The organism is Methylobacterium sp. 22177, from assembly GCF_052045615.1.
In the GTDB taxonomy this organism is placed as follows: domain Bacteria; phylum Pseudomonadota; class Alphaproteobacteria; order Rhizobiales; family Beijerinckiaceae; genus Methylobacterium; species Methylobacterium radiotolerans.
This window is the reverse complement of sequence record NZ_JBQEPK010000008.1, coordinates 107,977-122,463: the sequence shown is the minus strand read 5'-3', so window position 1 is coordinate 122,463 and position 14,487 is coordinate 107,977. Positions and strand designations below refer to the sequence as shown.

15 protein-coding genes are annotated in these 14,487 nt (G+C 69.5%); 9 read left to right on the top strand and 6 right to left on the bottom strand.

Features of this window, described 5'->3' with window-relative positions; translation table 11 throughout:
- The first annotated feature begins 50 nt into the window (after window positions 1-50).
- The 4 genes from ACTJK8_RS10795 (at window position 51) to ACTJK8_RS10780 (ending at window position 2,501) form a co-directional block, all read left to right on the top strand.
- The gene (locus ACTJK8_RS10795; RefSeq protein ID WP_024830796.1) at window positions 51-689 is read left to right on the top strand and encodes a L,D-transpeptidase; all 639 of its coding nucleotides are present in this window, start codon (window positions 51-53) and stop codon (window positions 687-689) included.
- Window positions 690-697: 8 nt separating this feature from the next.
- A complete protein-coding gene (locus ACTJK8_RS10790; RefSeq protein WP_182178878.1) occupies window positions 698-1,345 on the top strand; it encodes a glutathione S-transferase N-terminal domain-containing protein in 648 nt (215 codons plus the stop codon).
- Window positions 1,346-1,470: 125 nt separating this feature from the next.
- Window positions 1,471-1,956, top strand: a complete 486-nt coding sequence (locus tag ACTJK8_RS10785; protein WP_012318087.1) for an SRPBCC family protein — start codon at window positions 1,471-1,473, stop codon at window positions 1,954-1,956.
- Window positions 1,957-2,156: 200 nt separating this feature from the next.
- Window positions 2,157-2,501 (top strand): hypothetical protein, encoded by a 345-nt coding sequence (locus ACTJK8_RS10780; protein WP_063109972.1) that lies wholly within the window; start codon window positions 2,157-2,159, stop codon window positions 2,499-2,501.
- On the opposite strand, the gene ACTJK8_RS10775 is transcribed toward ACTJK8_RS10780, so the two are convergent.
- A complete protein-coding gene (locus ACTJK8_RS10775) occupies window positions 2,492-3,442 on the bottom strand; it encodes a LysR family transcriptional regulator (RefSeq protein WP_029359918.1) in 951 nt (316 codons plus the stop codon). The two genes, ACTJK8_RS10780 and ACTJK8_RS10775, sit on opposite strands and share 10 nt — an antisense overlap.
- 92 nt (window positions 3,443-3,534) lie before the next feature.
- Between ACTJK8_RS10775 and ACTJK8_RS10770 the strand changes: the two genes are divergently transcribed.
- The gene (locus ACTJK8_RS10770; protein ID WP_127991404.1) at window positions 3,535-4,320 is read left to right on the top strand and encodes an NAD(P)H-dependent oxidoreductase; all 786 of its coding nucleotides are present in this window, start codon (window positions 3,535-3,537) and stop codon (window positions 4,318-4,320) included.
- An 18-nt stretch (window positions 4,321-4,338) separates the two neighbouring features.
- Here the strand turns inward: ACTJK8_RS10770 and fdhE are convergent, their stop codons facing one another.
- From fdhE to ACTJK8_RS10745, 5 genes are all read right to left on the bottom strand, one after another.
- On the bottom strand, window positions 4,339-5,334 hold the full coding sequence (gene fdhE / locus ACTJK8_RS10765) for a formate dehydrogenase accessory protein FdhE (protein ID WP_012318091.1): 996 nt from the start codon (window positions 5,332-5,334) through the stop codon (window positions 4,339-4,341).
- A 3-nt stretch (window positions 5,335-5,337) separates the two neighbouring features.
- Window positions 5,338-6,060 carry a formate dehydrogenase subunit gamma gene (locus ACTJK8_RS10760; RefSeq protein WP_012318092.1) on the bottom strand — a complete coding sequence of 241 codons (723 nt, stop codon included), beginning with the start codon at window positions 6,058-6,060 and terminating at the stop codon, window positions 5,338-5,340.
- Between the two features lie 300 nt (window positions 6,061-6,360).
- Window positions 6,361-7,296 (bottom strand): formate dehydrogenase subunit beta, encoded by a 936-nt coding sequence (gene fdxH, locus ACTJK8_RS10755; protein ID WP_043073284.1) that lies wholly within the window; start codon window positions 7,294-7,296, stop codon window positions 6,361-6,363.
- A 15-nt stretch (window positions 7,297-7,311) separates the two neighbouring features.
- A complete protein-coding gene (gene fdnG / locus ACTJK8_RS10750; protein WP_083743678.1) occupies window positions 7,312-10,392 on the bottom strand; it encodes a formate dehydrogenase-N subunit alpha in 3,081 nt (1,026 codons plus the stop codon).
- A 154-nt stretch (window positions 10,393-10,546) separates the two neighbouring features.
- Entirely contained in the window at window positions 10,547-10,888 is a 342-nt protein-coding gene (locus ACTJK8_RS10745) for a hypothetical protein (protein ID WP_012318096.1), read from the bottom strand.
- Between the two features lie 193 nt (window positions 10,889-11,081).
- Between ACTJK8_RS10745 and ACTJK8_RS10740 the strand changes: the two genes are divergently transcribed.
- From ACTJK8_RS10740 to cysW, 4 genes are all read left to right on the top strand, one after another.
- A complete protein-coding gene (locus ACTJK8_RS10740; RefSeq protein WP_012318097.1) occupies window positions 11,082-11,267 on the top strand; it encodes a hypothetical protein in 186 nt (61 codons plus the stop codon).
- 422 nt (window positions 11,268-11,689) lie between these two features.
- Window positions 11,690-12,700 carry a sulfate ABC transporter substrate-binding protein gene (locus ACTJK8_RS10735; RefSeq protein ID WP_012318098.1) on the top strand — a complete coding sequence of 337 codons (1,011 nt, stop codon included), beginning with the start codon at window positions 11,690-11,692 and terminating at the stop codon, window positions 12,698-12,700.
- An 11-nt stretch (window positions 12,701-12,711) separates the two neighbouring features.
- Entirely contained in the window at window positions 12,712-13,566 is an 855-nt protein-coding gene (cysT, locus tag ACTJK8_RS10730) for a sulfate ABC transporter permease subunit CysT (RefSeq protein WP_012318099.1), read from the top strand.
- The gene (gene cysW, locus ACTJK8_RS10725) at window positions 13,559-14,440 is read left to right on the top strand and encodes a sulfate ABC transporter permease subunit CysW (protein WP_012318100.1); all 882 of its coding nucleotides are present in this window, start codon (window positions 13,559-13,561) and stop codon (window positions 14,438-14,440) included. The genes cysT and cysW overlap by 8 nt, the downstream gene beginning before the upstream one ends.
- Window positions 14,441-14,487: the final 47 nt, after the last annotated feature.

Genomic DNA, 14,487 nt, shown 5'->3' with positions numbered 1-14,487 from the left:
ACGGCAAACCGTCGCGGTTTGTCGAGGCGCGTCCCGTGTCGGAGTCGCTCATGCGTATCGGTCTGATCTCCGTCCTGTCCGGGCTTCTCCTGTGTGCGGGCATCCCCGCGACGGCCAGCGCGGACGTGCTCGTGAACGTCGACAAGACCACCCAGCGCATGGAGGTCTCGGTCGACGGGCAGCCCCGCTATTCCTGGCCGGTCTCGACCGGCGTCGCGAGCTACGACACGCCGTCCGGCGCCTACCGGCCGTTCCGGATGGAGCGTACGCACTTCTCGAAGGAGTGGGACGACGCGCCCATGCCCTTCGCGATGTTCTTCACGACCCAGGGCCACGCCATCCACGGCACCAACCACGTCCGCAGCCTGGGGCGCGCGGCCTCGCACGGCTGCGTGCGCCTGTCGGTGCGCAACGCCGCGACCCTGTTCAACCTCGTGAAGAGCCAGGGCATGGGCCGGACGCGGGTGGTCATCGAGGGGGCGGATGTCCCGATGGCGGACCGCGGCCAGCGTGGCTCCCGGGTCGCCCGGCACCGCAGCCCCTACGAGCCGGACGATCTGCTGGCGAACAGCGACCAGATGGGGCGCCGGTCGGTGCCGGCCTATTACCGGCCCGCGGCCCGCCCCGCCTACGCGCCCGCGACCGTCTACGGCTACCCGGCCGACACCGACGAGATGGACGGCTGGTAGGCCGGGGCATGGTCGAGACCCGGTATCGGCTGATCAGCGCCACCCCGAGCCCCTACGCCCGGAAGGTCCGGATCGCGCTGGCCGAGAAGGGATTGCCGTTCGAACTCGTCACCGAAGTGCCCTGGGACTCGGCCACGACGGTGCCCCGCCACAACCCGCTGGAGAAGCTCCCGGTGCTGCTCCTGCCGGCCGGTGGCAGCGTCTACGAGTCGAGCTACATCCTGCAATGGCTGGAGCTGAAGCATCCGGATCCGCCGCTGCTGCCGCCCGATCCCGACGGGGTCCTGGCTGCGCGCCGCTATGAGGTGCTGTGCGACGGGATCTGCGACGCGGTGGTGCTCACGTTCTTCGAGCGCCAGCGCGACGAGGCCGGCCGGAGCGCCCCCTGGCTCGCCCGCCAGCGTCGCAAGATCGAGGGCGGGCTGGCCGAGATCGCGCGGCTCCTCGGCGACCGCGACTGGACGGTGGGCGACCGGTTCACGCTGGGCGACATCGCGGCGGGCACCGTCGCCGGCTACCTCTCCGTCCGGTTCCCCGAGCTGGACTGGCGCGCCCGGCATCCGAACCTCGCCCGGCTCAGCGACCGCCTGGAAGCGCGTCCGTCGTTCGCGGACTCCGTGCCCTACGCGCAGACGATCACGGATCGCGTCGTCTGATCGCGAAAGTCATGCGCCGTCGCTCCCGCCCATTGCCGAGCGTACCCTCCCGGCCTAGCTCCTGCGCGGCCATCAGAGCCTGCGCGGCCCCTGCCGCGACCTGAGACGGACGGAGACACCCCGAGATGCCCTTCGCTTTCTGCCGGTCCCTTCCCCTCGCCGCCCTGGCGCTCGCCGCGGCCACCGTGCCCGGCTACGCCCTGGAGGTGACGCGCTCGGCCGACATCGCCGCGCCGCCGGCCAAGGTGTGGCAGACCATCGGCGAGTTCTGCGGCATCGGCGACTGGCACCCCGCCATCGAGAAGTGCGTCCTGTCGGACAAGGACGGCATGAAGGTCCGCACCCTCAGCCTTAAGGGCGGCGGCACCATCAAGGAGGAGCAGGTCTCCCGCGACGACAAGGTGATGAGCTACACCTACACGATCCTGGAGAGTCCGCTGCCGGTCTCGGACTACAAGTCGACCCTCTCGGTCGCCCCCGCCGGCTCCGGCTCGAAGGTGACCTGGACCGGGACCTTCAACGCCAAGGGCGCGCCGGACACGGTCGCCACCGACGCGATCCAGGGCATCTACGATTCCGGCCTGAAGGCCCTCGCCGACAAGGCCAAGTAAGCCCCGTCACGATTCAGAGCGCACCGCCGGTGCAGGATGCCGGCGGCGCGCACCAAGTCCCTCCGACCACAGCGGAATCGCGCGTTTCCCGCGTTCCGGGTCCCGCGTTTCGAGCCCCTTCGGCATGTGGCCGGGGCGATTGACCCACTGCCAAGCTCGGCCCAAAACCTCGGCGGCGCGGCCCCTCGCGCCCCAACAGGATGATCGCCGTGCCCGCGTCCCGTCTCCCGATGCGCCTCAGCCTCGTCGCCCTCGCCGTCGCGGCGCTGGGCGCCTGCCAGCAGCGCGCCACGCCCGCGGTCACGGAACCCGCGCCGGTCATCCCGGCCCCCCTGTCCCTGCCCACCGGCAGCGGCTGCGGCCCGGAGATCGCGCGCACCAAGGCGATCGTCGACAGCGACGTGGCCACCGGCAATCTCAACAAGCCGGTAGGCGACCGCTTCAACGCCGACCTCGCCCACGCCGCCGCCGAGTGCTCGGCCGGCAAGTCGGGCGAGGCCCTGCACCTGCTCGCCGCCGCCAAGAACCGCTACGGCTATCGCTGAGCCGACGCCGCACGCGCGGCGGGCTCCGGCACGATCCCCGGGACCGCGCGGAGCTCCGCGGCGAGGAAATCCGCCAGCAGCCGGACCCGCGCGATCGCGGCCCGCTCGGGCACGATCAGCAGGCTGAGCGGCACCGACGGCAGGGCGTAGTCCGGCAGGACCGCCTCGAGCCGGCCGTCGGCGAGGCAATCCGCGACGAGCCAGCGGTGCGCGGGCGCGATGCCCCGCCCGGCCAGGACCGCAGCCCGCGCGGCCAGCCCGTGATCGACCCGGAGGCGGCCGCCGAAGGGCACCGCGCGGCGCCCGGCCTCCGGTCCTTCGAGGACCAGGGTACCGCTCCCGGCCACGTTCGTCATGCGGATCCCCTCGTGGCCGACGAGATCCTCCGGCGTCAGGGGCCGGCCGCGCACCGCCAGGTAGGCGGGGGCGGCGACGAGCCGACGCTCCGACCGCCCGACGGCCCGCAGTCTCAGCGCGCTGTCGGCCAGGGGACCCAGGCGGATCGCCAGATCCATGCCCTCGCGGACGAGATCCACGCGCTCGTCGGTGAGGCTCAGATCCACCGAGATGTCGGGGTAGCGATCCTGGAACGCGAAGACGATGGCGCCGACGTGGAGGACGCCCAGCGCCGCCGTGCACGACAGGCGGACGGTGCCCGCCGGGGCGTCCCGCCGGTCCCGCGCCTCGGCGCCCGCCTGCTCGACGAGGTGCAGGATGCGCAGGCTGTTCTCGTAATAGGCCAAGCCCTCGGCCGTCAGGGCGAGGCGCCGCGTCGTCCGGCTGATCAGGGCGACGCCGAGGGCGTCCTCGAGTTCGCGCAGGTGCCGGGTGATCGTCGATTGCCCGACCCCGAACTCGCGCGCCACCGCCGACAGGCTGCCGCGCTCGGCCACCCGGACGAAGCTGCGCATGCGCTCCAGGGTGACGTCGGATCTATCCATTCCGCGGCATAATCCTATCCGGGCACCTCACGTACCGGAACGATCGGCCCTGGGCTAGCAGGGGGTTCCCGCGCCACGACGGAGCCCGCACCATGAACACCCTGATCGTCTTCGCCCATCCGGAGCCGCGCTCCCTCTGCGGCGCGCTCCGGGACGAGACCGTGGCCGCGCTGGAGGCGCAGGGCCACGCGGTCGCGGTGTCCGATCTCTACGCCATGAACTGGACCGCGGCGGTCGACCGCGCGGACTTCCCGGACCTCGCCCCCGAGGTGCGCCTCCGCGTGCCGGCCGCCTCGGGGCAGGCCGCCGCGGCCGGCCACCTGACCGAGGACGTGGTCGCCGAGCAGGCCAAGCTCCTCTGGGCCGATCAGCTGATCCTGCTGTTCCCGCTCTGGTGGTTCGGCCTGCCGGCGATCCTCAAGGGCTGGATCGACCGGGTCTACGCGCACGGCTTCGCCTACGGCGTCGGCGAGCACAGCGACCGCCGCTGGGGCGACCGCTACGGCGAGGGCCGCCTCGCGGGCCGGCGCGCCATGCTGATCGTGACCGCGGGCGGCTGGGAGGAGCACTATTCCGCGCGCGGGATCAACGGGCCGATCGACGACCTGCTGTTCCCGATCCAGCACGGGATCCTGCACTATCCCGGCTACGCGGTGCTGCCGCCCTTCGTCGTCTACCGGGCCGACGGACTCGATGCGGCCGCCTTCGCGGCCGTCGCGGAGCGCCTGAGGGACCGGCTGTCCGCGCTCGCGACGACGCCTCCGATCCCGTTCCGGCGGCAGAATGGCGGCGACTACCTGATCCCCGGCATGCAGCTCCGGCCGGGGCTGGAGGCGCCGGGCGCGCGCGGCTTCGCTCTCCACCGCGACGGCACGTGACCGGCGCGGGCGGGGCGTTCAGATCACGAACAGCAGGTTCAGACCGGCGCGCCGGAAACCGTCCTCGGCGATCTTCAGATCGAGCCCGTAGGACGCGATGTCGTCCGCCACCGGGTCGAGCGCCGGCGCGCGGTGCTGGTGGAGGTGCTTGATGTAGCTGTGGCAGGTCGTGCAGGTCTCGACCTGGACGTCCTTCGAGACCTCGTCGAGCCCGTAATAGCTCACGCCCTCGCCGTCACCGCAGGCGGTGCAGCGGATCCGGACGTGGTTCCAGTACGTGCCGCAGAGCGAGCAGCTGAGATAGCGAGCCTTGTCGGCGGGGGTCCAGGAGACGATGACGCTCGCCACCGGCGCGCCGCCGCAGCACGGGCAGACGCCGTCCGCCACGGGCTTCAGCGTCTTCGTGTCGAGGCGCGCGGCCTGCCCGGCGAGGCGCACCTGCAGCGCGGCCGAGACGAACACGCATTCCGCGATCCGGTCCACCGGCAGCGCGCCCTCGAAGACCTGAACGGCGAGATCGAGGCGATCCTCGCGGGAGGCGGCCCGGAGGGCGTCCCGCGCCGCGGCCGAAGCCTCGGGCGCGGTCGAGAGATCGAGCTCGGCCAGCAGCGCCAGGAGGGACGCGTCGAGATCCGGATCGGCCTCGAGGCTGTGCCGCGACAGCGGCGGCATGCCGTGCTCGCTCCGCAGCGCCTGATCGGCGGCATCCGGCACCGCCGGGGCCGGGAACCGCGCCTGGATCACCGACTGGGCCCGGGCGATCTCTGCGACGAAGCGGAGATAGGCCTCCAGCGGGTGCCCGGGCGCGGCCTCCACAAGGCGCGCGGCCCGGTCGGCGAACAGCCCGGTGGGATCGGGCAGGCGGACGAACGGCACCGAGCCCGAGATCCCGATCTTGTCGGGATCGGGCTTCAGCTCGCTGAAATCCCGGCGGCGGGGCTTCGGCGCCTCGGCGGGTGTCGGGGTCTTGTCCGCGGCCGGAACCGCGGGTTTACGCTTGAAGAAGTTGGCCAAGACTCAGGATCCGCGCTTGTCCACCGAGCCGTGGCGCGCCTTGCCGCCCGCGATCTGCCGGAACCACTTGCGGTGATGCCGGTAGGCCCAGCCGCCCGTGACCGTCCCGCGGACCATCGCCCGGCCGGTGCCGCGCACCCAGATGCCGGCGTAGATGTGCACCACGATGATCGCGATGGCGATCACGGCGGCAAGCGAGTGGGCGAGCAGCGCCCAGCGCTGGGTCTCGATCGAGGTGAGGCCGCCGAAATAGGTGTTCCAGATCACGAGGCCGGTGACGAACATCACGCCGATCAGCGCGGTCTGGCCCCAGAACACGCCCTTCTGGCCGGCATTGTACTTGCCGAGCTCCGGCAGCCGGTCGTCGCGGTTGGTGACCACGTCGCCGATGTGCTTGGTCCACTCGACATCGTCCTTGTTGGGGATGTTGAGCTTCCAGAAGCGCACGAACAGGAAGAAGAAGCTGACCGCCAGCGCCACGCCGAACCACGGGTGGATCGCCCGGGTCGCCTGCCCGCCGCCGAACAGGCCGGTCAGCGAGAACAGGTAGGGCGTGAACATCGCCAGACCCGACAGGGTCAGCAAGGTGAACAGGATCGCGGTGATCCAGTGGTTCACCCGCTGCACGCCGGTGTAGCGCGGGACGTACATCACCTCCGGTGCCGCGGACTTGGCGTGGTGGAGGGGGCGGGGATCGCCGTCCCGGATGTCGCTGTGGATCGTCATCGGCCTTCTCGCGCCTGATGCGGTGCCGGCCCCGCATCACGGCGGAGGTGGCTCTGAGCTTCGAGATAGGGTGGGGCGGCTGCACCGTCTCCACCCTGTCGCTTTCGGATCTGCGCTCCTCCCTCCCACGCGGTACGGGAGGGCCGGCCCTGCGTCAGCAGGGGTCGGGAGAGGGCAACCCGGGTTCAGGGAAGGGCGCGACCAGCACGACGGGCAGAGGTCTGTTCTGCACCGTCGCTCCCCTGTCCTATCCGCTTCGCGGGTCTCTCTCCCCTGCAGAGGGGGAGGGAGACCGTTGGGTCAGTGCGGCCGGATCTCGCCGCCGCCATTCTCCCGGCGCTTGGCCTCGTCGTACTCGACCGCCTCTTCCTCCTCCTCGGGCACGACCTCGTTCGGGCCGGCCGTGACGTAGTGGAAGAAGCCCGCGACCGCCGCGAAGCCCATCGCGGCGAGACCGAACACCTTGGCGCCGCCCTTCCAGAAGGCGACCAGCGGCGAGATCTTCGGGTCGTTCGGCAGGCCCGCGTAGAGGTTCGGCTGGTCGGCGTGGTGCAGCACGTACATGACGTGCGTGCCGCCGACGCCGGCCGGGTCGTAGAGACCCGCCTTGTCGAACCCGCGCGACTTCAGGTCCTCGACGCGGTCGTGGGCCTGATCGATCATGGCCTGCTTGGTGCCGAACATGATCGAGCCGGTCGGGCAGGCCTTGGCGCAGGCCGGGGCCTGACCCACCGCCACCCGGTCCGAGCACAGGGTGCACTTGTACGCCTTGTGGTCGGTCTGGCTGATGCGCGGGATGTTGAAGGGGCAGCCCTTCACGCAGTAGCCGCAGCCGATGCAGTTCTCCTCGATGAAGTCGACGATGCCGTTGGAGTACTGCACGATCGCGCCGGGCGACGGGCAGGCCTTCAGGCAGCCCGGCTCGGTGCAGTGCATGCAGCCGTCCTTGCGGATCAGCCATTCGAGGTTGTTGGTCTCCGGGTTCTCGTACTCGGTGAACCGCATCAGCGTCCACGACTTCGGCGTGAGGTCGTGGGGGTTCTGGTAGGTGCCCGTGTTGACGCCGATGTCGTCGCGCAGGTCGTTCCACTCCTCGCAGGCCGACTGGCAAGCCTTGCAGCCGATGCACTTCGACACGTCGATGAGCTTGGCGACCTCCACCTGGCGGCGGATCTCCGGCGGCGTCTCCGTGGAGGCGGAGCGCTGGCGGATGTCGAGGGAGCTGTAGTCAGCCATGTCTGCCGCTCCCCCTTACGCGACCGCGTCCGACGGAGGCGTGGTCGGCTCGATGTTCACGAGCCAGGCCTTGAACTCCGGCGTCTCGGTGTTCGCGTCGCCGACGACGGGCGTCAGCGAGTTCGGGTGCCATCCTTTCTTGGTGTGGCCCATGAAGCCCCAGTGCTGCGGGATGCCGACGACGTGGACGGGCTTGCCGTCGCAGATCAGGGGCTTGATCCGCTTCGTCACCACCGCCTTGGCCTTGAGCGAGCCGCGCTTCGACCAGACGCGGACCCAGCCGCCCTTGGCGATGCCCTTCTCCTTGGCGAGCTCCTCCGAGATCTCCACGAAGGCCTCCGGCTGGAGGATCGCGTTGATCCGGGCGTGCTTGGTCCAGCCGTGGAAATGCTCGGTCAGGCGGTAGCTCGTCGCCGCGTAGGGGAACTCCTTCGCGTCGCCGAGATCGGCCAGATCGTCCTTGAAGATGCGGGACGCGGGCGCGCCCTTGATCTTCGGGAAGGCGAGGTTGGCCACCGGCGACTCGAAGGGCTCGTAGTGCGCCGGGAACGGCCCGTCGCGCATGAGACCGCGGGTCCACAGGCGGGCGACGCCCTCCTGGTTCAGGATGAACGGGCCGACGCCCTTATCGGGGGCGACGGTGACGCCGTAGTCCGGCACGTCGAAGCCGATCCACTGCTTGCCGTTCCACTCGATGAGCTTCTTCTTCTCCGACCACGGGCGACCCTCGGGGTCGCACGAGGCGCGGTTGTAGAGCACGCGCCGGTTGGCCGGCCACGCGAAGGCCCAGTTCGGCGCGATGCCGCGGTCGCCGGGATCGGTGTTGTCCCGGCGGGCCATCATGTTGCCCTTCTCGGTGTAGCAGCCCGAGTAGATCCAGCAGCCGCAGGCGGTGGTCCCGTCGTCCTTGAGCTGGGCGAAGCCGTCGACCTGCTTGCCCGCCGGGATGATCGTCCCGTTGAGGTCCGGCGTCGGCGCCAGCGTGTAGCCGTTGAGCTCGCGGGCGAGCTCGGTCGGCGTCGGCGCCTCGGCGATCGCGTAGTCCCACTTCAGATTGACGATCGGGTCCGGGAAGGCCCCGCCGTCCTTCTTGTAGGCTGCCTTCATGCGGAGGAAGATCTCCGACATGATCTCGATGTCCGAGCGGCACTCGCCCGGCGCGTCCTGCGCCTGCCAGTGCCACTGCAGCCACCGGCTGGAGTTCGACAGCGAGCCTTCCTCCTCCACGAACAGGGTGGTCGGGAGCTCGAACACCTCGGTCTGGATCTTGGTCGGGTCGACGTCGTTGTACTCGCCGTGGTTCTCCCAGAACCGGGCCGTCTCAGTCTTGAGCGGATCCATCACCACGATGAACTTCATCTTGGAGAAGGCTTCCGTCATCTTGGCGCGATTCGGGAACGACAGCAGGGGGTTGAAGCCCTGGATGACGTAGCCGGTCATCTTGCCCTGCTTGGCGAGCTCGAACCCGCGCAGCACGTCGTAGGTCGGCACGTCGAGCTTGGGCAGGTAGTCGTACGCCCAGTCGTTCTCCTTGGTGGCCTTGTCGCCCCACATCGCCTTCTGGAACGAGACGAAGAACTTGTTGTAGTTCTGCCAGTAGCTCGTCTGTCCGGGCCGCAGCGGCTTGAACTGCCGCTTGGCGATGTAGCTGGCGTAGTCGGGCTCCTTCTCCACCGGGATGTTCAGGTACCCGGGGATGAGGTTCGACATCAGCCCGATATCGGTCAGCCCCTGGATGTTGGAGTGACCGCGCAGGGCCTGCATGCCGCCGCCGAGCACGCCGATGTTCCCGAGCAGCGTCTGCACGATGCACATCGAGCGGATGTTCTGCGAGCCCTTGGAGTGATGGGTCCAGCCGAGCGCGTAGAGCGAGGCCATCGACTTCTCGGGGGAAGCCGTCGTCGCCATCAGCTCGCAGACCTTCAGGAAGGTCTCCTTGGGCGAGCCGCAGATCTTCTCGACCATCTCCGGGGTGTAGAGCGAGACGTGCTTCTTCAGGAGCTGCATCACGCAGCGCGGGTGCTGCATCGTCTCGTCGACCACGGCGTAGCCGTCGGGGCCGATCTCGTAGTCCCAGGTGGTCTTGTCGTAGTCGCGCTTGTCCGCGTCGTAGCCCGTGAACAGACCCTCGCTGAAGTCGTAGCCCTCGCGGACCACGTACCCGGCGTTGGTGTAGGCGGAGACGTAGCGGTGCTGCAGCTTGTCGTTGTCGAGCAGGTACTTGGCCACGCCCGACAGGAACGCGATGTCGGTCCCCTGCCGGATCGGGCAGTAGAGATCGGCCACCGACGCCGTGCGGGTGAAGCGCGGATCAACGACGATCAGCTTGGCATTGTTATGGGCCTTCGCCTCCACGACCCACTTGAAGCCGCAAGGGTGCGCCTCGGCGGCATTGCCGCCCATCACGGTGATCACGTCCGCGTGCTTGATGTCCATCCAGAGGTTGGTCATCGCACCGCGTCCGAAGGAGGGCGCCAAACTGGCGACCGACGGACCGTGTCAAACTCTGGCCTGATTATCGAAGACCAGGGCCCCCATGCTTCGGACTGTCTTGTAGGTCAGCCAGGCCGTCTCATTGGTGGTGGCCGAGGCCCCGAGGAACCCCATCGTGGTCCACCGGTTGACCGTGAGGTCGCCGTTCTTGGCCACGAAGTTCTTGTCCCGATCCTCCTTCATGAGCTTCGCGATCCGGTCGAGGGCGAAGTCCCAGGAGACGCGCTTGAACTCCGATGAGCCCGGGGCGCGATGGAGCGGGTACTTGGTGCGGGTGTCAGCGTGCACGAAGTCGAGCAGCGCCGAGCCCTTCGGGCAGAGCGTCCCGCGGTTGATCGGGTGGTCGGGGTCGCCCTCGATGTGCATCACCGAGGAGCGCGCGTTCTTCGAACGGTCGCCGAGGCTGTAGAGGATCACGCCGCACGCGACCGAGCAGTACGGGCACGTGTTGCGGGTCTCGCGCATCTGCGCGAGCTTGAACGGCCGCACGGCAGCCGCCATCGCGGGCTCGAGTCCGCCGAACCCGAGCGCGCCCAGCGAGCCGCCCGCGAGGCCGGCGCCGGCCCCCTTGAGCAGGCCACGCCTTGAGACCTGGACCGTCATCTCCGCTCCGTAAAAGCGATCTGGTATAATTCCAGGGTGTCCCAAAAAAGCGTGCGCGAGGCAAGTGCGGTTGCGTGACACAGCAAGTCGCCATGTCTCAGCCGAAGCAACACGTTTTCCGCACCGGCATCATCCTGCATGAAGACGGTTATTTTTACTTGCTTGGATTTGCCGGGTTCGAGCCCGACGGGCTGGCGGTGCGATGCTCCAGGGGCGCCTGCGGCTCGGTGGCGGAGGAGCCGCCGGGCTGAGCCGGCGGGACCGGACGGTCGGCGTTCTCCTTGATCGAGCGGCCGCCCGGATCGGGCGCGTCCTTGGCGGCCGACTGCTCCCGCGGGACCGGCGCCTGGCTCCAGCCGTCCTGCGCGCTGCGGGATTTGTCGCCCATCGCGTCGACGCCCTTGATCTCGCCCGGCTTCGTCTGCGCGAGGCAGGGCGAGGCGGCCGTCGCCGCGCAGAGGAGCACCGACATCATCAGGGGGATCGAGCGGGACACGGGGGGCTCCTGGCAGCGGGGAATGCCCGGGCAACGTAGCCTTCGCCGCCGCAGTTCCGAGCTGCGACACCGTCCCGGCACCGGGCATCCGGATCACGGGCCCGCATCGCGTTGGGATCCAGTGCCGGCGGTGACGGCTCCTTAACCAAACCTTGCAACCGTGCGTCTCCATAGGTGCGAGGATCTCCCGGTCATGTCGAAGCCGCATCCCGAGCGCCCCTCCGAGACCGAGCGGAGCGTCGACGCGCCGCCGCTCAGCCCCGGCATCCGGCGCCATCTCGGCCAGAACCTGCGCACGCTCCTCACCGACACGCTCTCGGCCCCGGTCGACCAGCGGCTGGAAGCGCTGATCGACCGGCTCGGCAAGCCGAAGCGCTGACGCGGACCGGCGCCGACCGGCCAGTCTGCCGGGACGACCGGGATCGCCGCCGCGCGGTCCACGTCCCGTGCGCAGCACCGGCAGGACACCGCCGACGCGCCGGACGCCACCGGATGTGCGCCAGAACACTTGAGATTGTTCGTTCTGAGAAACCCGGTTCCGCGCACCGATTCTTCTCCAGGGGCGTCGTCGGAGAGAAGATCCATGCGTTCTGCCGACCTACCGCCCTGACTTCCCTTGCCTTTCCGGCCCGATCGTCGATCTTGAGCGCGCTACGCCACCGCGCGGATCCGCATCCGAGACTTGACTTCGTTCGATAAAACGAACGATTTCGGGTGTCTCGGGGACGCCTGTCCCCTGCGTCGCAACCGCGGATGGCTGGGGGATCGGACGTGATGACGAACGCTGCAGGTCGGGGTCGGATGGCTCGGGCGATCGGGCTCTCCCTTCTGGCCGGAGCCGGCCTGCTGGCCTGCGCGCTGCCGGCCGCCGCCGAGACCGCGCTCCTCAACGTCTCGTACGATCCGACCCGCGAGCTCTACCGCGAGATCAACGCCGCCTTCACGGAGGCGTGGAAGGCCAAGACCGGCGAGGCCATCACGGTGCGGGCCTCGCACGGCGGCTCGGGCGCGCAGGCGCGCACGGTGATCGACGGCGTCGACGCCGACGTGGTCACCCTCGGCATCCCGTCCGACATCGACGCGATCGCCAAGCTCACCCGCAAGATTCCGGAGGATTGGCGCAGCAGGCTGCCGAACCAGGGGACGCCCTACACCTCGACGGTGGTGTTCCTCGTCCGCAAGGGCAACCCGAAGGGCGTCAAGGACTGGGACGACCTGGTCAAGCCCGACGTGAAGGTGATCACGCCGAATCCGAAGACTTCGGCGGGCGGGCGCTGGAACTTCCTCGCCGCCTGGGGCTACGCCTACGGGAAGGACAAGGACGCCGCGAAGGCCGACGCCTTCGTCGGGCAGGTCTACAAGAACGTGCCGGTGCTCGATACCGGCGCCCGCGGCTCGACGGTGACCTTCGCGCAGCGCGGCCTCGGCGACGTCCTGCCGACCTGGGAGAACGAGGCCTACCTCGTGCTCCAGGAGTTCGGCGCCGACAAGTTCGACATCGTCTCGCCGCCGACCTCGATCTACGCCGAGCCGCCGGTGGCCCTGGTGGCGGTCAACGCCGAGCGGAAGGGCACCACCAAGGCGGCCCAGGCCTATCTCGACTTCCTCTACAGCGACCGCGCCCAGGCGATCTTCGCCAAGCACCATTACCGGCCGATCCGCCGGGAGGCGGCCGCCCCGGCGGACCTCGCCCAGCTGCCCGACATCAAGCTGTTCAAGATCGAGGATCTCCAGGGATCCTGGGACGAGATCCAGAAGCGGAACTTCGACGCCGGCGGTCTGTTCGATCGTCTGAGCCGGGCCGGCCGCTGAGGCTTCAGACCATGGTCCAGACGCCCCGTCCCCGTCGGACATTCCGACGGCCGAGCGTGATCCCGGGCTTCGGGATCAGCTTCGGCTACACGCTGACCTGCCTCGGCCTGATCGTCCTGCTGCCGCTGGCCGGGCTGGTGGTGAAGGCCTCGGGGCTCGGCCTGTCGGGCATCTGGGAGGTCGCCACCGATCCGCGGGTGGCCAGCGCCCTGCGGATCAGCTTCGGCGTCTCGGCCATCGCGGCGCTGGTCGCCTCGGCCTTCGGCTTCCTGGTGGCCTGGGTCCTGACCCGCTACCGCTTCCCGGGCCGCAAGCTGGTCGACGCCGCCGTCGACCTGCCCTTCGCCCTGCCGACCGCGGTCGCCGGCATCGCGCTCGCCTCGCTCTACGCGCCGGACGGGCTGCTCGGCGCGCCGCTGGCGCGCCTCGGCATCCAGGCGGCCTACACGCCGGTCGGCATCTTCATCGCCATGGTCTTCATCGGCCTGCCCTTCGCGGTGCGGACCGTGCAGCCGCTGATCGCCGAGATCGACAAGGAGATCGAGGAGGCCTCGGCCACCCTCGGGGCGACGCGCCTCGTCACCCTCACCCGGGTGGTGCTGCCGCCGCTGATCCCGGCGGTGCTCACCGGCTTCGCGCTCGCCTTCGCCCGGGGCGTCGGCGAGTACGGCTCCATCATCTTCATCGCCGGCAACCTGCCCTACGTGTCGGAGATCGCGCCGCTCCTGATCGTCATCAAGCTCTCCGAGTTCGACTACGGCGGGGCGGCGGCCATCGCGACGATCATGCTCGGGATCTCGTTCCTGACGCTGCTCGCCATCAACCTCATCCAGGCCTGGTCACGGCGGCGGTTCGGCTATGTCTGAGATCTTCTCCCCCGCCTTCGTGCCGGCCGCCAAGCCGGCCCCGGTCGCGTCGGAGGGGGCCGGCGTCCGCGCGGTCCTGATCGGCATCGCCGTGGCGTTCCTGGCGCTGTTCCTGGTGCTGCCGCTGTTCGCGGTCTTCCTCCAGGCCTTCTCGAAGGGGATCGACGCCTTCCTGGACGCCTTCCGGGAGCCCGATGCCTGGAGCGCGATCCGCCTGACGCTGACCGTGGCGGCGATCGCGGTGCCGTTCAACGTCGTGTTCGGGCTGGCCGCCTCCTGGGCCATCGCCAAGTTCGAGTTTCCCGGCAAGTCGCTGCTGATCACCCTGATCGACCTGCCGTTCTCGGTCTCGCCGGTGGTCTCGGGGATGATCTACGTGCTGCTGTTCGGGTCCCAGGGCCTGTTCGGATCCTGGCTCATCGATCACGGCATCCAGATCCTGTTCGCCCTGCCGGGGATCGTGCTGGCGACGGTGTTCGTCACCTTCCCGTTCGTCGCCCGCGAGCTGATCCCGCTGATGCAGGAGCAGGGCACCGCCGAGGAGGAGGCGGCGCTGACGCTGGGCGCCTCGGGCCTGCACGCGTTCCGGACGGTGACGCTGCCCAATATCCGCTGGGGCCTGCTCTACAGCGTGCTCCTCTGCAATGCCCGGGCGATGGGCGAGTTCGGAGCGGTGTCGGTGGTGTCGGGCCACATCCGCGGCCTGACCAACACTATCCCACTCCACGTGGAGATCCTCTACAATGAGTACAACTTCGTCGCCGCATTCGCCGTCGCTTCGCTCCTCGCCGTCCTTGCCCTCATCACCCTCGTCCTCAAATCCGTCCTCGAGTGGCGCTTCGCAGGCGAGCTCGCGCACGGCCGGGCGCACTGATCGCCCCTCCACGGCGATCCGGGTCGAGGACGTCTCGAAGACGTTCG